The following is an 18,608-nucleotide window of genomic DNA, read 5'->3' on the forward strand; positions in this document are numbered from 1 at the left end:
GAATTAAAGTATTAAGATTTCAATTAAAACGGAACATCATTATCATCAACGTCGCCCAAACCATCGTTCATTGAGCTTCCAAAAGCATCATTCGCACTAGGCAGGTTTTTGGTAGTAAACGGATTCTCCTCGTTCGCATTCATTTTTGATTGGAACTCAAATGGAGAATCAAAGTCATCCAAATTATCGAACTTACCTTGATTTCCAATAAACTTCAGTCTTATATTCTCTAGACCACCGTTTCTATGCTTCGCTACAATAAACTCGGCCTGACCTTGTGTTGGGGTTCGTTCTTCATCATCCCACTCCTCAATTTTATAATACTCCGGTCTATAGATAAAGGATACGATATCCGCATCTTGCTCGATGGCTCCGGATTCCCTCAAATCCGACAGAATAGGTCTTTTACTGCCTCCTCTGGTCTCTACGGCGCGTGATAATTGGGAGAGCGCTATCACTGGAACGTTCAACTCCTTTGCCAAGGCTTTTAAGTTCCTGGATATGGTAGAGATTTCTTGCTCTCTATTTCCTCCTTTTTGGCTACCACCTGCTGTCATTAGCTGCAGATAATCAATCATAATAATTTTAATACCGTGTTGTGAGGCTAATCGCCTTGCTTTTGCCCTAAGGTCAAAAATGGATAAGGAAGGTGTATCGTCTATAAATAAAGGAGCGGACTCCAAAGATTTTACCTTAACGTTCAACTGTTCCCATTCGTGTTTCTCAAGTTTGCCGGTTCTTAATTTCTCAGAAGACAATCCCGTCTCCGACGAAATTAATCTCGTGATGAGCTGAACGGAGGACATCTCTAACGAGAAAAACGCAACGGGCATATTGGAATTTACCGCCATGTTCCTAGCCATAGACAAAGTCAGTGCCGTTTTACCCATACCTGGACGCGCAGCTACAATGATTAAATCACTAGGTTGCCAACCCGAAGTTAATTTGTCTACTTTATCGAATCCGGAAGGAATACCGCTCATACCCTCTTTACCCGCTATTTCTTCAATTCTTTTCTTGGCCTGGATTACCAAATTCTGTGCAGTTTCTGCCGAGCGTTTTAAGTTTCCTTGCGTGACATCGTATAACTTCGATTCTGCATTGTCTAACAAATCAAAAACATCAGTAGCCTCATCATAGGCATCCTCAATAATTTCGTTCGAAATTTTTATTAAACTACGCTGAATAAACTTTTGAAGAATGATGCGTGCATGGAACTCAATATGTGCAGAAGAAGCTACTTTCTGTGTTAGTTTAATCAAATAAAAATCACCTCCTGACGCTTCTAACTTTCCCGATTTCTTTAATTGCGAAGAAACGGTTAATAAATCTACGGGCTGGGATTCTTCGAACAGAACAAAAATGGCCTCGTAGATAAACCTGTGGGCATCCTTATAAAATACATCTGGGTGTAAGATATCTATTACCTCATCCACACCTTTTTTGTCTATCATCATTGCACCCAGCACAACCTCCTCTAAATCAACAGCTTGAGGTGGAATCTTACCTCTCTCGAGGTTTATAATAGTAGATTTATCGATCTTACGACCAATTAAAGGTTTTGTGTTCTCCATAGGGACGAAAATATGCAATTAACCTTTAGTTAACATGAAATACAACCTTTAGGATGTTCACAGTTAACTAACAATTGTACTGTTAATAAGTTACGATTTATGTTGATAACAAAAAAAATCTGGAGATATAAATCTCCAGATTTTTCTGAGGTTGCCAAAATGGTATATTAGCCATTAAAGACACCCATTTCTGCATACTTTTCCATTCTTTTATTCACCAATTCTTTTGGTGATAACTTTTGTAATTCTGTAAAGTGTGCTACGATCTTGTTCTTTAAAATGTCAAAAGTCTTTTCTCGATTTGCATGGGCCCCTCCTACAGGCTCCCGAACGATTTCATCGATTAATTTTAATTTCTTCATATCGGTAGCGGTAAGTTTTAAAGCTTCTGCTGCGACTTCCTTGTATTCCCAACTTCTCCATAAAATAGAGGAACAAGATTCTGGTGAAATAACGGAATACCAAGTATTTTCCAACATTAATACCTTGTCACCTACTCCAATGCCCAATGCACCTCCCGAAGCTCCCTCACCAATAATAGCAACAATAATCGGAACTTTTAAGCGCGTCATTTCTAAAATATTACGTGCAATGGCCTCTCCCTGTCCGCGTTCCTCCGCTTCAATTCCAGGATACGCACCCGGAGTATCTACCAAACAAACTACGGGAATACCGAATTTCTCGGCTGACTTCATTAAACGCAATGCTTTACGATAGCCTTCTGGATTTGCCATACCGAAGTTTCGGTATTGTCTGGTCTTGGTATTGAACCCTTTCTGTTGACCCACGAACATAAACGTTTGGTCTCCAATTTTTCCAAGACCTCCTATCATGGCCTTGTCATCCTTTACCGTGCGATCTCCGTGTAGTTCCAAGAAGGTGTCACCGCAAATTGCTTTGATATAATCTAAGGTATAGGGTCTATTAGGGTGTCTTGAAAGCTGTACACGTTGCCATGCCGTAAGGTTTTTGTAGATATCCTTTCTAGTATCAGCTAACTTCTTTTCAATCTGTTTGCAGGTTTCGGTGACGTCTACATCACTTTCCGCTCCAATAATCATACACTTGTCTAATTGCTCCTCCAATTCTTTAATTGGAAGTTCAAAATCCAAATACTCCATAGTTCAAAAAAGATTTCGTTAGTTGTGGCCACAAATATAAAACTTTAATGGGTATTTCAAGACACTTTCCGTTTTATACCCGTGCGTTGTTTTAGAACTCCGTTGGCTATTACAGTCGCTAATATAATTCCAGCTCCCACATAAAATAATGGATTCATCTTTTCCTCATTTCCGAAAATGAACCAAGCCAACAAAATCCCATAAACAGGCTCTAAATTTGTGGTTAGCATTACCGTATACGGTGTTAACACCCGCATTACTTTTACCGCAGCAATAAAAGCATATGCCGTACATAATACCCCTAGAACAATCAGATAGACCCAATCCATAGTACTTACCGTAAAAAAATCTACCGTATAACTATCATTCACCGCTAAGATGATCGTCAAAAAAAGTACACCTATACCTAATTCATAGTAAGATATTACGGCAGGTCTGTTCGTTTTTACTAGTTTTCCGTTGATAATTGCGAATATCGCTGCTAAAAAAGCGGACAATAAAGCAATACCCATCCCATAACTGTAATTGGTTTCTACCTTAAAAATTAAGTATAGTCCCATGACTACCAGTATTCCAAAAAAGATTTCATAGCCTATAATCTTTCTTTTAAATAGAAGGGGTTCTAAAAGCGCAGTGAAAAAAGCTCCTGTAGACATCATGGCCAGTGCAACCGAGACCGTAGAAACTTTTATGGCCAAAAAGAAGGTTACCCAATGCAAAGCGACCACAATACCCGCAGTTATGAACCACAACAAAGTCTTCTTATCCACTTTTAATGGAATTTTCATCCATAACAAATAAATCAGTATGACCAGAGTTGCTATAAGCATACGGTACCACACCAAAGGCAATGAGTCTATAGAAATAAGCTTTCCTAGGATAGCCGTAAAACCCCATATAAAAACGATAAAATGAAGATGGATAAGATTGGCTACTTTATCTTTTTGCATTTTGTAAAAGATAAAATGCCAAGATACCGAACACCACATTTGGGATAATTACCGCGAGTAAAGGTGAAAAACCGGATTGCTCTGCCAACGTACCGAAAACCTTGTCAAAAAATATGAATATGAAGGCCACTAGAATACCGAAGGCCAAGTTAATACCCATACCTCCCCTACGTTTTACAGAGGAGACAGAGACCGCTATTATCGTTAGTATAAAGGCCGTTAGCGGCAAAGCCCATCGCTTATACTTCACTAAAACGTAGGTATTTATATTTGAAGCCCCTTTTTGTTTCTGGTCCGCGATAAATTTGTCCAGTTCGTACAGGTTCTTGGTTTCGGCCACATAGGACACCGGGGTTAAATCATCTAATTTAAAGGTGAAAAGGGTATCCAGCCTTCTTTTATTCTCAACAAGCGCAGAATCTCCCCGCATGGTTCTTTTTACATAAGAGGTAAGGCGATAATTACTATCTTTTTCTACCCATCTAATGTTCACTGCTGAAATTTTAAACTTCAGTTGATTTAAACTGTCGAACCTTTCAAAAGTAAAATTATGTCCCAATTGTCTAGCTGGGTTAAAGCTACTTACGTAAATAAAATCTGTTTCGTTCAACTGGTTGAATATGTTACTCGTAACCCTATCCTGTTTGCCTTTTTTTAAGTATTTGAACTTGAATTCATTAAAACCCACACTGGCATTGGGAACAATGAACATGGTCATAAAAAACATGAGTACGGCTATAATGCTAGCACCTATGATATAGGGCCTTAAGAATCTACCATAGGAAACCCCAGAGCTTAATATGGCAATTATCTCCGTATTGTTTGCCAGTTTTGAGGTGAAAAATATAACCGATAGAAATAAAAAAATAGGAAACAGAAGGCTACCGATATAGATGGTGAAATTGAGATAATACATTAGAATCTCATTCAATGGGGCTTCGTTATCTATCATCTTCCCTATTTGTTCGGCAAGATTGATCATTATACCAATAGGAATGAACAATAATAACATGAGGCCAAATGTGGCCAAATATCGTTTTAAGATGTACTTATCTATTATTGAAAGCATTATAGCCTTTTATCCATTTGTTTAACCATTATGGCCTTCCATGACGCAAAATCTCCAGCTAATATATGTTTTCTTGCCTCTCGCACCAACCACATATAAAATCCTAAATTATGGATGGTGGCAATTTGCTTTCCAAGATACTCGTTTGCAGCAAACAAGTGTCGTAAATATGCCTTGGAATATTCCCTATCTACAAAGGTAGTTCCCATTTCGTCCAAAACGGAAAAATCGTCCTCCCACTTCTTATTTTTGATATTGATGGTACCATGTGCCGTAAAAAGCATGCCGTTCCTGGCATTTCTGGTAGGCATTACACAATCGAACATATCTATACCCAGTGCTATATTCTCTAGGATGTTGATAGGCGTTCCTACACCCATTAAATACCTTGGTTTATCTTCTGGAAGAATTTCGCATACGACCTCTGTCATTCCGTACATCTCCTCTGCCGGCTCCCCTACGGATAATCCTCCGATAGCATTTCCTTCTGCCCCGGCATTAGCAATATATTCTGCGGATTGCCTACGCAGGTCCTTGTAAGTAGAACCCTGTACAATAGGAAAAAATGTCTGCGTATAATCATAGACAAAAGGCGTCTTTTCTAAATGGTTTATACAGCGATCTAGCCAACGGTGGGTCATATGCATGGACCTTTTCGCATAATTATAATCGCAGGGATACGGCGTACATTCATCAAAAGCCATGATAATATCCGCTCCAATGACCCGCTGTATTTCCATGACGTTCTCTGGAGTAAAAAGGTGCATAGATCCGTCTATATGCGACTTGAACTTTACTCCCTCCTCTTTAATCTTTCGATTGGCTGAAAGCGAATAAACTTGATAACCCCCACTATCGGTTAAAATATTTCTGTCCCATCCCATAAACTTATGCAGTCCTCCAGCTTTCTTGAGAATATCTGTCTTTGGTCTTAAAAACAAATGATAGGTATTTCCTAAAATAATATCCGGGTCAATTTCTTCCCTAAGCTCCTTTTGATGCACGCCCTTGACCGAAGCTACTGTGCCTACAGGCATAAATATGGGTGTTTCAATACTTCCGTGGTCGGTGACCATAGTACCCGCCCTAGCTTTAGATTGTGCGTCTGTTTTATGTAATGTAAAATTCAATGGTCTACGAATAAGTTGACAAAGATAATGAACTACAGGTCTTGAAAACTTAATAAAAACCAAAGAAATAGGCATTTAAAAAATCACCATCACTCTTTATGGCACTTGGAAGGTGTCCCGTTCGCAAAGCAATAAAGCGCAGTGCCCGTCGTTCTGATGGTATAACGGGAACGGGAATATTTGGTATCGTTCTTGATTAGTATTCATCAATTAAATAAAACTATTATGAAAAAAACACTTTTGCTTACAGCTATGGTATTGTTTGGGCTTAGTACATACGCCCAAAGCGATTCTGGTTTTGGAATTAAAGGAGGACTTAATTACAATGCCAATGGAGATTATTTTGAGTCTGCAGGTGATGCGGCTCGTAACCCTGATAGAAACATTGGTTACCACTTAGGTATCTTCGGAAAAATTGGCGTGTCACGCATTTATCTGCGACCAGAACTGGTTTACACGAAAACAAAATCTGATTACAACGGGGAGGATTTTGACATGAGTAAATTAGATGCACCCATACTTCTAGGTGTTAAGGTAATTGGACCATTACATCTTTTTGCCGGTCCATCTTTTCAGTATATTTTGAGTACGGAATATGATGGTATCACCATTGACGATGTTGCAAATGATTTCACCGTTGGTATGAACATAGGCGCTGGCATCAACCTAGGCAAGCTAGGTATTGATTTGCGTTATGAAAGAGGTTTTAGCGATAATGAAGCTAATTTCATTAACACGAACATTACCAATGTGGGACCAAGCCGAATAGATACCAGACCTGATCAATTGATCTTGAGTCTTTCTTTGAAAATATAATTTGCTCGGTATTGGTATTAAAAAGCCCCTTGGAAATTCCAAGGGGCTTTTTAATTTTTGATGGTTATGTTTTTATGAATCACTATCTAAATGATCGGGGATATCATCATCGTCCGAAAATAAAAAACCAACGAAATTGCCATCATCATCTAGTTCTATTTCTTCAATAGTTGGGATACCGTCATTATCGTCATCGGCGTCAAGATAATCAGGGAATCGCCCATTAATAGCTTCCAACTCAGCATCAGCATTATCATTATAAAATAATCCATCTTTGTTGAAATCTTCTAAAAGCGAAGGTATTCCATCATTATCATGATCTGTATCCTGAACGGTAGTAAGTACTTGATATTTAAAAATTAACGGACTGTATGCCGGTATTGCGCCACGAGCCCCATTAAAAGTACCTAAGCCCGACGGGAAGATTATCATGCCTACACCAAAACCTTCTACGTCAAACGTACCATCAGGGTTGTCAATTATATTGTTTCCTCCAGCTGTATTCGTCACACCTTCCCCTACTCCTCTAAAAGCTCGTTGACTTCCAAGTCCCGGAAATTGAAAACTTGGATTGTCCCACCATGTGCCGGTTGATACATTATCAAAAACCTCTCCGGATAGTAAAACTCCTTCATAGTTGACGAATGTAGAATCAGCCGTCGTAGGTTGGAAACCTTCCCCTTCTCTAGCTTCCAGATAATAATAAGTATGTTCTACCTCTTCTTCCGCGTCTAATCCAAAATCCGAGGAAAATACGGTAACTTTACGCTCTATTATTTGATTGATTAAAGGTGTTTTAGAAGCATTATCACCTGATATAGTATCAATAACGATGTTATAATCGAAATTAGCAGGTGGGTTCGCAAATTCCTCATAGTTATAGAAATGTGTGGATAAGAAAGCTCGTATCTCTTCATCGTTCTCCACAGCAACTTCACTCAACGATCTTGGTGGCACCAGCTCACCAATTTCTTCATCATCATCTCTACAAGCGATGACTAAAAGTAAAGCCAATCCTAAAATGTAGCTATTTTTCCAATTCATGTACACAAATTTTTAAGGGGGCAAGATACAATTTTCCCCTATTTTTGTTCAGGACCTTAACAAAGATTTTTAATTCCTATGCGAATAGACAAATACTTATGGTGTACCCGTTACTTTAAAACTAGAAACATGGCTACAAATGCTTGTAAGAAAGGTCATGTAAAAATAAACGGGCACGTGGTAAAGCCTGGTCGGGAAGCTTTTCCCATGGACGAAATACAGATTAGGAAGAACCAGATAGACTATAAGTTGCGTGTTCTTGCTATACCTGATAGCAGAATAGGTGCCAAATTGGTGGACATTTACAGGAAGGATACCACACCAGCAACGGCATTTGAACATAATGAATTGCTTAAATATTCAAAGGAGTATTATAGAAAAAAGGGGACAGGAAGGCCAACTAAGAAAGATAGGAGAGAAATTGATGACTACTTGGATACGCCAGAGCGTAAAACCGAGGATGATTCGTCCAAACCCTAAAATCCAATCTTCAAGGAACTACATTACATTAATCAAAACATACTTATCTTTAAAATTTAAAGCCAACTTATGGAGCAGAATATTCTTTCGCATCAGCAAATTCAATACAAAATAGAACGTATTGCATATCAGATATACGAGGCAAATGTTTCTGAAAAAGAAATCGTTATTGCAGGCATCGAAGGAGGTGGAATAGATTTCGCTAAAAAGTTAATCCGAATTTTACGTAAAATAACAGGGGTAGAAATAACACTTTGCAAGGTTATTATGGACAAAAAGAATCCTTTAAAAAGTGGTGTAACCACTTCCTTGTTAGCCGAAGATTATATCAATAAATCAGTTGTGCTGGTAGATGATGTCCTAAACTCTGGCACCACATTAATCTACGGCGTTCATCATTTCTTGAAGACCCCTTTAAAACAGTTAAAGACAGCTGTACTGGTTAACCGAAACCATAAGAAATATCCTGTAAAGGCAGATTACAAAGGAATATCCCTGTCTACTTCCTTGCAAGAACACGTTAATGTAGACTTCGAAACAAAAAACAATAGGGTTTTTCTAAACTAAGCAGTTTATTATTTCTTGGATAGTTTCTTCGGGAGTTTTGTCATCAGTAGTTATTTTGTAGTTTGCCATGTTATAATAATAACTTCTTTCAAAAAGATGTTTGCCAATAAATTCCGGTAGTTCTTCTTCTGTAAAATTACTTATCAGAGGTCTAGAGGCTTTCTCATTTGACAGTCTTCGAACCAATTCGGGAATAGAAACCTTAACATAGAAGACATTTTCCGTAGCCTTTAAAATGTTCGTCATATTGGAACCGTAACATGGTGTGCCTCCCCCAGTGGACAAAATAAAAGGGTCTTTCGTTTCCAATATTTGATTTAGGTATTCACTTTCTTTTTTTCTGAAATATATTTCCCCTTTTTCCTTGAATATGTTGGCAATAGACCGGCTCTCGCCCTTTTCGATATTATCATCCAAGTCTAAGAATTTAATTTTCAATTGCTTAGACAAAAGCCGTCCTATTGTGGTTTTGCCACTACCCATGTATCCTACCAGTACTATTTTCACCTGTTTGTTTTGTGTAAAATTCAGCTAATTTGGGATGATTACAAAAAAAAATAAAATTCTATTAAAATAGGCTTGTAAAATAAACGAATCCACGTATATTTGCAGCCGCATTCAGAGAAACGAATGCTCACTTTTTGACCTGGTAGCTCAGTTGGTAGAGCATCTCCCTTTTAAGGAGAGGGTCCTGGGTTCGAGCCCCAGCCAGGTCACAGAAAGCCTTCCAGTATTGGAAGGCTTTTTTGTTATGGTATTACGGTGTACACCCATTGGTAAAGAAAAATTTTCAGAATAAATTAATAAACAAAATTTTTTTATTGTAGGTTTTTTCTTTCTTTTGCGGTAGAATACACTAGCATGAAATACGAGACCATTATATTAATAGATGATGACCATATCATAAGATATGGTTTCAATCGCTTAATGAGGGAATTTTTTGCTTCGCAAAAAATTCTAACTTTTCAACACGGCGGGGAAGGTTTAGACTACCTTACCGGCTTAAATTTTGCCAATTTTAATACTAAAATTTTAATTCTTTTAGACCTGAATATGCCCTTAATAGATGGCTGGTCATTTCTTGAAAACTTCAAAGAGAAACTAGCACTGATAAAGGACAACATTACCATTTACATCTTATCATCTACTATAGACAAAAATGACCTCAAAAAAATTAAGCAAAACAGGTTAATATCCGGTCATATTTGTAAGCCGTTACTATTAGATGAATTAAGAGAGTTACTTGAATAGCATACTTTTATCATTGATTTGTCTACTTTATCATGATGTTGACCAACTCTTTCCTAATTATTTATAGGTATAGGCTATTTGTGCTAATTGACCGACGATTTTGACGGAATCCTTCATAGAAAGCTTAGAGCCATCCGCATGTATCCATCTCTTTAAAGGTTGCTCGCATATAAGTCTTTTAGCTTCGTCCTTTCCATAATGTTTTCTCATCCTCATGAAAATTTCCACATCAAATAACCATTTTGTAATAAACTTATCCTTGAACATTAGTGTTGCAATTTCTCTGTCCATGATTTTGGCCCCACATTGCGTATCTTTAAAGGGCATACCAAGTATGGTCTGTATAATTTTATTAATAGTTAAACTTATTATTCTACGGGCCGATTCCTTTGTAATATTGGCACCCATCCGTGCAATCCTTGAACCACTTACTATTTTAAAATCCGATGTTTCTATCGTTTTCACCAAATCGTCAAAATCTCTGAAGTCCGTTGATAGGTCGGCATCTAAAAAACCAATATAATCTAGTTGCTTATCCTGAACCAAATGCAGGGTTCCCTGCCGCACAGCTTCCGCTTTTCCTCCATTCTTTGCACAATCATAAATACTTATATTATCCGGATTCCCTTGTCTAAGTTCTTCCAATACCTCTAATGTTTTGTCCGTACTTCCATCATTAACAAAACATAGATGATAGCCCAAGTTTTTATGAGCAAAGTTTTTAAATTCTCCACTAGAAAGCCTATCCTCCTCATTATAACACGGTATTACCACCCCAACGCAATTCTTTTGCAACATCCTGCCCTCCTTCTTTTCATTAAAGACCGTAGATGTATTTTCCGGAGCTCCTATTTTGCGTTTTATTCTAGCGGCCATCTCGTCTAAACTTACGGGCTTTTTTAAATAATCATCGATACCCAAAGTAAAACCATCCATAATGACATCTTCGTTGGTATTACCGGACATGACCATGATAGGGGTTTTTGAATCCTTAATGAATCTAATATGCTTTACCACCTCTAGTCCGGTCATATCTGGCATATTAATATCCACGATTACCAAATCTGGTTTGAACGATTCAAAAAGCGCTATTCCTTTTTGGCCTGTATCCGCAGTCCGAATAGTATAACCTAATTCTCTTAATCTTTTCTCTACGGATAGTAAAATCAATTGTTGGTCATCTATGGCTAGTATTTTCATAATTTTAAAATTTAAATCGGTTTATTTCAAGAAGCATACTCTTGGGAGCACAATTACTCATCATAAGCAAAGGTATTCACCCTTTAGCAGCCTTCTATTTTTAAGACCATCACTTACTTATTTCTGTAGACGAATGGTTGTTATGGTTAGATAAATAATTAGTAAAATTATTTCGTAAGTATTTTCCTTCAATTAACGTCTATTTTATGTTTATTATTGTAACAAAAAATTATTTTTCCCGTTATATCGTGGTAGATTTTAAATACAAAATGGCCAAGAAAAGTACCAACACCTTGCTTGTCGTTGCAATATTCATTGCACTAGCATTTCATGGTTCTAGTATTTTCTTCACTTTAGAGTCTACCTACGATGCATTAATTCATCTTTTCTTTGCGGATCACTATGCCAATAGTTGGTTTGAACCTTGGGATTATAGATGGTACACTGGGTTTACCGTTCAGGGTTACCCACCATTGGTACATCAATCTATTGCACTGTTATCCTATATCGGCGGTCTTAAATTTGGCATGTTCAGCGTGGCCTTAATCGCCATAGTCCTTTTCATCACAGGAGCCTACAGGTTTAGTCTATTGATGACCGCAAATAGAAAAATTGCTGGTTACACTGCCCTATTAGCGGTTTTCTCGTCAACCTTCGTAGAAACACTTCACATTTTTGGTCAATTGCCCAGTATTGCGGCATTATCTATTTTACTACATTCCTTCCCAGAAATATATCAATGGTTGAAAACAGGAAAGCTCAGGTATTTTTTAACGAGTTTATCCCTCATAGCGGTCACAGTAACATCGCACCATGTAACCCCCATCTTTGGAATGGTCTTTTTCATATTTCCATTGATCGGTATGGTCGTTATGGATGAAGCCCTTGATTATGCCGGTACTAGAAAAAAAGTTACGTTCAAAATATTCTGGAAAGCGTTCCGTAAACTGTTTTGGAGAATTATCAAATTTGGAGGAGGGTCGCTAATACTCATTATTGGCTGTATCCTACCCTATTGGATAAATACAAAAAAGAACCCCATTACACAGGTACCTATTCCTCATGGCTCTAGAGACAACTTTTTAGAAGTAACCTCATCTGGTCTGGTTTTCTTTATTATCCCTTGGGGAATTCTATTATTTGTACTACCCTATTTATTTTATAGGTTGTACAGTAAACGTTATCTATTTTTTGGATTTTCTTTTACGTTATTAACCATCTTGGGTACCGGAGGCACTACGCCGATTCCTTTAAAAATTTTGGGAGAAACAGCATTCAATATTTTAACGCTAGACCGTTTTACCCTGTGGGCTACCATAATGGCGCTTCCTATTTTTGGAGAGTTCATGTACCGCATGGTAGAGGGGGACTTAAGAGTACAACTCCAAGCGCGTTTTGGCGCCGTGTATCATAGGATCATGGGTGGGTTGTTAGTTGGGGGCATCCTCTTTATGGTCATCTTTACCATGAGTTTGGGGTATTTTAGACCTTCCCAACCTCAAAAAATTAAAATGTTACCTATCGTTAATTTTCTCAATCAAGACCAACATGACCAATGGCGCTATTTACCCCTGGGATTCGGGGACCAAATGGCATGGTTATCTGCCCAAACAAATGCCATGACCGTGGATGGAAATTACCATTCTGCACGAAGGCTCCCAGAATTGACCACAAGAGCCATAGAACGTTTGGAGAATTCCAAATTTAGAGGTGTAGAAGGTATAGGTTCGTTACAACAATTCCTGACCGTCCCGGAAAAGTATAACTTAAAATACATCTTTTCTAACGATAAATTTTATGACCCCTTACTGTTCTTCTGTGGTTGGCAGCGTTTACAGCAATTAGAAAATGGCATCATGGTTTGGGAAAAACTTAATGTACCTCCGCTGCCGAAAATTTTAGCAAAAGAAGAAGTGCCCACTTTCCTTAAACTAATGTGGGGTATAATTCCACTTGGAACTATTTTATTAGCTTTTATTTTTAATATTCAATCTATATGGTATAGAGCCCTAAAGGCTAAAAATATAACGCCTTCTGCTTATTTAATTTATTCCCAGAAGTATAAAAACTTTTCTAAGCCACTCATAAATATTAATCTATTCTGGGTAGGCATACTTCTCCTTATATTAATGTTGAGCATGTACACTTTTTACTTGAATACATCTGAACAGAACTCTCCGGAAAATGTCCTTCGCTCCTATTATGATGCCCTAGATTTTAAGGAATTTGAACGAGCGCATTCTTATTTAGATCCGGATGGAACCAAAACCTTACCCCAATTTATGTTAGAAGTTTCTGTAACCGATGGCATACTTAGTTCGTATGCCAAAATGGATGCCATTAGTGTAGCCGTAAGCGAACAAACGAATCATAGCGCTACTGCCAACGTTGGTATGCAGTGGGTTACACCATTAGAAAAAATAACCAGAAACCGGACACACGATTTGGTGAAAAAAGAAGGAAAGTGGTATGTAGTACCAGAACCAATCGATACGGATATACCTCCAGATCAACTTTTCACGACTAATGAAACGCAATTTTATAATCACGGTAGACGAAAAATAACCACGCAGCAAACGCACCATGAGGACGTCTTAAAACAACCAGTTTTAGAAGTGCTAAGTGCTAAACTTGTAGCGCAAGCAGGAGAATATGTAATCATAGGGGAATTACAAAATGTAGATAATGTTCCTGCAGATGTGGTAATTACGGCCTCTTTATATAATGATAAGGATAAAGAACTGGCAAAGTTTAACGCTAAATACCATATGAAGCATAAATTGATGCCCAAGGAAACGACCACTTTTAAGATTCTTTTCGAAGGAATTGCATGGACCCATCCAGAAGAACACCTGCCAAGCAGCTTTAATCCAGATGAATTCACTAAGCTAAACTTGGAAGAAATACCAACAAAATTCAACCTACAATGTGCAGGTAATGTCGCCACAACAGACCTTTATAAAGCGATAACCTTACAAGATTTGGAGCACTCGGAAAATCGTTTAAAAGGCACACTTTTCAATGGTGGCATACAAGAAGTGACCATTCCGCAATTACTGATTTCTTACTATGACGAAAACAAGGAACTTATTTGGGTAGATTCCCAATTTATGAGAGAGGGTGTTCGTGTACAACGTAAGCAGTACTTTGATTATGAACTTTCTACTTTACCCAAATTAAATGTGCTGAACAGTAGTTTAGAAAATTGTTTCGTAAACGGTCTTGAAAATGAGCAGATAGCCGTGAAAATATTCCCTGACAGAGATAACACCCATGGAAAAGAGCTTTTACAACCGTTGCAGGGCAATGGTTATGAGTTTATAAAAGTAGAACTTAACGGCTACATAGGTAATCCCAACTAATGATGAGATTTATTAGCATCTTTATTTTTATATGTTTTTTCTCTTGTGCTGAAAAGAATGAGGAAATAAGGGTGCCTGCCAATACCACAATTAAACTATTAACAAAAAGCGCACAGTACACCGCAGGCTCAGAGATATGTATCACTTTTAGCGCCTCTAAAGAGTTATTACCCTATCTGGTATTGAAAAATGCTTTGGGAACCAGTGTACTTAAACCTGTAAAGGATACTAACCAACTTAGGTTCTGTGTACCGCCCATGTATGCCAACAAAGCCGGTATCATGCATTGGTCACTGGTACTGAACAGTGAGGAAATTGAAGCCGGGCAGATTAGTATCGCTCCCGACGCAACAACTACCTTCCTTGAAACCTATTTTGGACCCCGGCAAATAACCGCTGGTAAAAATGATTTCTCCATGCTCGTTAACATTCCAACGGACAACTATGATAATACGCTAGTTAACGGAACCATGGTTACCGTAAACAGGGAGTTTGAAGATGAATTCCATCAGTTTATGGTTCCAATTTCCAAAAGTATTGCCTGGAAAAATATAAATGCAACTGAAAAATCCGGTCGTATTCTGGTAAGTGCACTTTGTAGAAACACCAATTCCAAGCAACTTACCACCATTGTTTATCCTGCCATGCCTACGGATTTTGAAATAGGGTATCAAAGAGACCATACGTTTGCGGATGGTAATCAAATTATAACCTTACAAACTAATAAAATCTTAGACAAATACGGCAATGTGGTGAGCGATGGTACCCATGTTAATTTTCTCATAGAAAACCAAGACGGTATTTTTATGAGTGCCACGGGAAACACGATTAATGGAAGAGCCATTGCCAGGTTGTTACATCCTGAAGAGCCTACCACGTGGACGGCAAAAGCATTTATTACCGGGGCTGCCAGAAGTAATACCATTGTTGTTGGTTTTAAAGCTTCAGTAGAAGATTATCCTATCAATTTTGATAAAGACCAAAGAAAACTTTCCATTGGCCCATTACTAGGGTTTATGCAACAAAAGGTTACGGATGGGTTTAGTATTCAGTTATCCATAAAGTCAGAAGCTAATATTATTAATGAAGAGGAAAAGCTATTTACAAAAGACGGCAAAGCCTTTTATATACTGGATAAGAATTTTTATCCCTCCGGGACTTACAACATTACTATTGAAGCTGCGGGAATTTCTAAAGAGCTGCTAATAACCTTACCCAATGAGTAGAACAAAAAACGCATATCGTATCTTTTTGGTTCTATCCTTTATAGCTATAAATGCCCTTATAATTTTTGGTATTGGTGCTGTATTATCGTATTTGAGTACCGGTGCTGATAAATCTACTATGCTACATTTAGAGCAAGAGGTTCATGATGTCTATTTACCAAAGGTACAATGGACCGACACCTTGGGTGAAGGAAGGCCGATCAGCAAACAGATTTTGAATAAAATTGAAAGAGATTATAAGAGGGCTTGGTATGTAAAAAATTTAGCTTTTAGAACTAATGACCCTGACGGTTTAAAAGACTATTATACAGATAGTGTCTTGGTGAAGCTAAAGCGGATAGTAAGGTTTAATAAGGAAGAAAACGTACATGTTAGAACCACTACCCTTACACACCATCCGGATTTGGAATTTTTTAGCGCGGACGGGCAACTGGTAGTGTTTCGAGACAATAACGTTACCCGTTACTCACAGACCTTTATGGGTGACACACTATTAATTTCAAAAAAAGATACCACTAATTACCGTGTTATTATGCTGTTAGAAGACGGGTTTTGGCGCATAAGACATCTTATGGAAATTAAGTCGGATACCTTGGAAAAAGCAGCTGAGAATAAAATTGGTATGCCTCTAAATCTCTATAACATACGTGGTGTTAATTACTACCCTAAGGATGCCGCATGGAACATGTTCGGAGATAATTTTGATAGTGTTGCCATTGGGAAAGATATAAAACTCATACGGCATATGGGATTAAATATGATTCGTATATTCATTCCTTATGAGGATTTCGGAAAAAATAAAGTTGACCAAAGTAAATTAGCACAAGTAGGTCAGGTACTCGACTTTGCCGAAAAAGCAGGTATCAAGGTCATGATCACTCTATTTGATTTCTACGGGAATTATGATATTACAGACTGGACCTTGACCCATAGGCACGCGGAAGTTATTGTTGAAACATTAAAGGACCATCCCGCATTGCTTGCATGGGATATTAAAAATGAGCCGGACCTGGATTTTGAGAACAGAAAAAAATACACCGTTAATGCTTGGTTAAGTGAAATGATAGCCCAAGTAAAAGAATGGGATACCACACATCCTGTAACCATAGGTTGGTCGTCTGCGGAAAGTGCGAACATTTTATCTAACAAAGTAGATTTCGTTTCCTTTCATTATTATGAAAAACTGTCCCTTTTTACTGAAAAATACCGCACATTAAAATCTAACCTTCCTGCAAACAAACCTATATTCCTACAAGAATATGGCATATCTTCCTACGGTGGTCTATGGAAAGGTTTTATGGGTAGTGAAAGCAAGCAAGCAGACTACTACAAGGAGATTCAAGGATATATTAAGCAAGAGAATATTCCATTCGCTTTTTGGGGTTTGTATGATTTTGAAGAAGTTCCTACAGCGGTCGTTGGACGTTTGCCTTGGCGCAGAGCGCCACAAAAATACTATGGTTGTATTGATACCGCCGGGAATAAAAAACAAAGCTACTCAGAATTGGCACAATAGAAATAAAAGAAAAGAGACGACCCAGTAAGGGTCGCCTCAAGAATTAAACCTAACCAAAACGCTTTTAAGCTTTTACACCATCCTTTTCCATATAACGTTCCACATCCAGCATGGAGAAATCGGCCGTCTTCTGTTGTATGGCCTTAAAACAGTCCATATACATCTGGGTAATCGTAGACATCGGTAAAGAGCAAGCTGCCCTATAATTAGCTTTAGAGAGTAATATCCTATTGGCATCGTCTATAATAATATGCTCAATTGCATCAGCTAAAGAAGCACTATCCTCCGCCTCGAAAAATTCCCCCTTGTAACCTTCATCTTCTACCAGTGTTGCCAAATCTCCCAAATTTGGTAGTACTACCGCCTTGCCATAGCTACCCGCCTGATGCAGGACGCCGGAACTTCCGGTTGTAGAGGTATAAGGAAATACGCAGACCGCGCTATCTCCAAAAATTACCGGAACATCTTCTTCGGCAACATAACCTGTAAATCGTAGTTGCTTTACGTGGGCATACCTTTTGGCAACGTCCGCTAAGTAACCTGGTGTATTGGGGCTATCGGTGCCCGCAATAACTATCTCAATATCTTCTTGGGTACGCTCTCGAATCTTTTCTACCGCTTCGATCATGACCTCAACTTTTTTATAGGTTCCGAACTTACCAAAGGCCATAACTTGTTTTGGTCCTTCAGGTAAGGCATAGTTTGGCTCAGGCGGAGTTTCAAAAGCACCATGAGGTATCTGAATCACATTTTTTGCTTTATACTTATGTTCCAATATACCTACATACTTATGGATAGTGACAGCAACAACATCAGACGCTAAAACAAAACGGGTTAAGCTTGTACCAATAAATCCGTATATTCTTTGGAGTACTTTGTTTTTAGTGAAGCCCGCGTTCTCCAAATCTACTTTTTCCAATATGTTATGCAGCAAGGAAATACAAGGAATTTTTTTTACCTTACAGATAAAGGGTAATAACAGCCCAAGTGCCGCTGGCACTTTCTTATCTCCGAATTTTAAGAACTGTAGATTAAATAGAATAGCATCCGGTTTAGTTCTATTTAGTGTTCTATTAATTCTAAAAATGTTGGTGTAGCTATTAAAATCCCAGCTCTCCGCTACGGTAATCTTGCAACCACCCTCTTCAAAGTTCAAGTCTTTTTCTTCTGAAGTGTGGTCCGTTATTAATATCAACTCATCTACCTCTGGTTGTAGTCTAAAATGCTTCACTAAATAATAGCCGTATTCTGTTAACGTTACTTTACTTGGTGGGTATGCCGTTACAATTGCTAATTTCATAT

General features: G+C 38.1%; 16 protein-coding genes and 1 tRNA gene. 8 read left to right on the forward strand and 9 right to left on the reverse strand.

Annotated elements, in window-relative coordinates:
* Positions 1–23 precede the first annotated feature (23 nt).
* The 5 genes from dnaB to tgt all read right to left on the reverse strand — a co-directional run bounded on the left by dnaB (position 24) and on the right by tgt (position 5,844).
* Positions 24–1,574, reverse strand: a complete 1,551-nt coding sequence (gene dnaB, locus EJ994_RS07325) for a replicative DNA helicase (protein ID WP_126591866.1) — start codon at positions 1,572–1,574, stop codon at positions 24–26.
* Positions 1,575–1,741: 167 nt separating this feature from the next.
* Positions 1,742–2,695 carry an acetyl-CoA carboxylase carboxyltransferase subunit alpha gene (locus EJ994_RS07330; protein ID WP_126591867.1) on the reverse strand — a complete coding sequence of 318 codons (954 nt, stop codon included), beginning with the start codon at positions 2,693–2,695 and terminating at the stop codon, positions 1,742–1,744.
* A gap of 56 nt (positions 2,696–2,751) precedes the next feature.
* On the reverse strand, positions 2,752–3,645 hold the full coding sequence (locus EJ994_RS07335; protein ID WP_126591868.1) for a DMT family transporter: 894 nt from the start codon (positions 3,643–3,645) through the stop codon (positions 2,752–2,754).
* The gene (locus tag EJ994_RS07340; RefSeq protein WP_099573932.1) at positions 3,632–4,714 is read right to left on the reverse strand and encodes an LptF/LptG family permease; all 1,083 of its coding nucleotides are present in this window, start codon (positions 4,712–4,714) and stop codon (positions 3,632–3,634) included. The genes EJ994_RS07335 and EJ994_RS07340 overlap by 14 nt, the downstream gene beginning before the upstream one ends.
* Positions 4,714–5,844 carry a tRNA guanosine(34) transglycosylase Tgt gene (gene tgt, locus EJ994_RS07345; RefSeq protein WP_126591869.1) on the reverse strand — a complete coding sequence of 377 codons (1,131 nt, stop codon included), beginning with the start codon at positions 5,842–5,844 and terminating at the stop codon, positions 4,714–4,716. Before tgt ends, EJ994_RS07340 begins: the two co-directional genes overlap by 1 nt.
* 225 nt (positions 5,845–6,069) lie before the next feature.
* On the opposite strand from tgt, the gene EJ994_RS07350 reads away from it, so the two are divergent.
* A complete protein-coding gene (locus EJ994_RS07350; RefSeq protein ID WP_099573931.1) occupies positions 6,070–6,660 on the forward strand; it encodes an outer membrane beta-barrel protein in 591 nt (196 codons plus the stop codon).
* A gap of 72 nt (positions 6,661–6,732) precedes the next feature.
* Here EJ994_RS07350 and EJ994_RS07355 read toward each other — a convergent pair whose 3' ends face one another.
* Positions 6,733–7,704, reverse strand: a complete 972-nt coding sequence (locus EJ994_RS07355) for an FKBP-type peptidyl-prolyl cis-trans isomerase (protein ID WP_099573930.1) — start codon at positions 7,702–7,704, stop codon at positions 6,733–6,735.
* 78 nt (positions 7,705–7,782) lie between these two features.
* On the opposite strand from EJ994_RS07355, the gene EJ994_RS07360 reads away from it, so the two are divergent.
* Together EJ994_RS07360 and EJ994_RS07365 are read left to right on the forward strand one after the other, a co-directional pair.
* A complete protein-coding gene (locus EJ994_RS07360) occupies positions 7,783–8,184 on the forward strand; it encodes an RNA-binding S4 domain-containing protein (protein ID WP_099573929.1) in 402 nt (133 codons plus the stop codon).
* 69 nt (positions 8,185–8,253) lie between these two features.
* Positions 8,254–8,751, forward strand: a complete 498-nt coding sequence (locus EJ994_RS07365) for a phosphoribosyltransferase domain-containing protein (protein ID WP_099573928.1) — start codon at positions 8,254–8,256, stop codon at positions 8,749–8,751.
* Here the strand turns inward: EJ994_RS07365 and EJ994_RS07370 are convergent.
* The gene (locus tag EJ994_RS07370) at positions 8,743–9,258 is read right to left on the reverse strand and encodes a shikimate kinase (protein ID WP_099573927.1); all 516 of its coding nucleotides are present in this window, start codon (positions 9,256–9,258) and stop codon (positions 8,743–8,745) included. The genes EJ994_RS07365 and EJ994_RS07370 overlap by 9 nt on opposite strands.
* 136 nt (positions 9,259–9,394) lie before the next feature.
* Between EJ994_RS07370 and EJ994_RS07375 the strand changes: the two genes are divergently transcribed.
* Positions 9,395–9,467: transfer RNA gene (locus EJ994_RS07375), tRNA-Lys, on the forward strand.
* Between the two features lie 145 nt (positions 9,468–9,612).
* Positions 9,613–10,002, forward strand: a complete 390-nt coding sequence (locus tag EJ994_RS07380) for a response regulator (RefSeq protein WP_099573926.1) — start codon at positions 9,613–9,615, stop codon at positions 10,000–10,002.
* Positions 10,003–10,059: 57 nt separating this feature from the next.
* Here the strand turns inward: EJ994_RS07380 and EJ994_RS07385 are convergent, their stop codons facing one another.
* Positions 10,060–11,202 carry a response regulator gene (locus EJ994_RS07385; protein ID WP_126591870.1) on the reverse strand — a complete coding sequence of 381 codons (1,143 nt, stop codon included), beginning with the start codon at positions 11,200–11,202 and terminating at the stop codon, positions 10,060–10,062.
* Positions 11,203–11,471: 269 nt separating this feature from the next.
* On the opposite strand from EJ994_RS07385, the gene EJ994_RS07390 reads away from it, so the two are divergent.
* From EJ994_RS07390 to EJ994_RS07400, 3 genes are read left to right on the forward strand one after another with little or no spacing between them, the layout of a single operon-like run.
* Complete coding sequence (locus EJ994_RS07390; RefSeq protein WP_126593673.1) at positions 11,472–14,564, forward strand: hypothetical protein; 3,093 nt, start codon at positions 11,472–11,474, stop codon at positions 14,562–14,564.
* The gene (locus EJ994_RS07395; RefSeq protein WP_126591871.1) at positions 14,564–15,790 is read left to right on the forward strand and encodes a hypothetical protein; all 1,227 of its coding nucleotides are present in this window, start codon (positions 14,564–14,566) and stop codon (positions 15,788–15,790) included. Before EJ994_RS07390 ends, EJ994_RS07395 begins: the two co-directional genes overlap by 1 nt.
* On the forward strand, positions 15,783–17,306 hold the full coding sequence (locus EJ994_RS07400; protein WP_126591872.1) for a cellulase family glycosylhydrolase: 1,524 nt from the start codon (positions 15,783–15,785) through the stop codon (positions 17,304–17,306). Before EJ994_RS07395 ends, EJ994_RS07400 begins: the two co-directional genes overlap by 8 nt.
* A gap of 64 nt (positions 17,307–17,370) precedes the next feature.
* Here the strand turns inward: EJ994_RS07400 and EJ994_RS07405 are convergent, their stop codons facing one another.
* Entirely contained in the window at positions 17,371–18,606 is a 1,236-nt protein-coding gene (locus tag EJ994_RS07405) for a glycosyltransferase (protein WP_126591873.1), read from the reverse strand.
* Between the last annotated feature and the right edge of the window lie 2 nt (positions 18,607–18,608).

This window comes from Maribacter sp. MJ134, from assembly GCF_003970695.1.
Classification (GTDB): domain Bacteria; phylum Bacteroidota; class Bacteroidia; order Flavobacteriales; family Flavobacteriaceae; genus Maribacter.

Excerpts from the sequence above, each read along its gene's own strand:
- EJ994_RS07330 (WP_126591867.1), bottom strand. The coding sequence starts at position 2,695 with ATGGAGTATTTGGATTTTGAACTTCCAATTAAAGAATTGGAGGAGCAA.
- EJ994_RS07390 (WP_126593673.1), top strand. The coding sequence starts at position 11,472 with ATGGCCAAGAAAAGTACCAACACCTTGCTTGTCGTTGCAATATTCATT.
- EJ994_RS07365 (WP_099573928.1), top strand. The coding sequence starts at position 8,254 with ATGGAGCAGAATATTCTTTCGCATCAGCAAATTCAATACAAAATAGAA.
- EJ994_RS07350 (WP_099573931.1), top strand. The coding sequence starts at position 6,070 with ATGAAAAAAACACTTTTGCTTACAGCTATGGTATTGTTTGGGCTTAGT.
- EJ994_RS07335 (WP_126591868.1), bottom strand. The coding sequence starts at position 3,645 with ATGCAAAAAGATAAAGTAGCCAATCTTATCCATCTTCATTTTATCGTT.
- EJ994_RS07340 (WP_099573932.1), bottom strand. The coding sequence starts at position 4,714 with ATGCTTTCAATAATAGATAAGTACATCTTAAAACGATATTTGGCCACA.
- dnaB (WP_126591866.1), bottom strand. The coding sequence starts at position 1,574 with ATGGAGAACACAAAACCTTTAATTGGTCGTAAGATCGATAAATCTACT.
- EJ994_RS07385 (WP_126591870.1), bottom strand. The coding sequence starts at position 11,202 with ATGAAAATACTAGCCATAGATGACCAACAATTGATTTTACTATCCGTA.
- EJ994_RS07360 (WP_099573929.1), top strand. The coding sequence starts at position 7,783 with ATGCGAATAGACAAATACTTATGGTGTACCCGTTACTTTAAAACTAGA.
- EJ994_RS07405 (WP_126591873.1), bottom strand. The coding sequence starts at position 18,606 with ATGAAATTAGCAATTGTAACGGCATACCCACCAAGTAAAGTAACGTTA.
- EJ994_RS07380 (WP_099573926.1), top strand. The coding sequence starts at position 9,613 with ATGAAATACGAGACCATTATATTAATAGATGATGACCATATCATAAGA.
- EJ994_RS07355 (WP_099573930.1), bottom strand. The coding sequence starts at position 7,704 with ATGAATTGGAAAAATAGCTACATTTTAGGATTGGCTTTACTTTTAGTC.
- EJ994_RS07400 (WP_126591872.1), top strand. The coding sequence starts at position 15,783 with ATGAGTAGAACAAAAAACGCATATCGTATCTTTTTGGTTCTATCCTTT.
- EJ994_RS07395 (WP_126591871.1), top strand. The coding sequence starts at position 14,564 with ATGATGAGATTTATTAGCATCTTTATTTTTATATGTTTTTTCTCTTGT.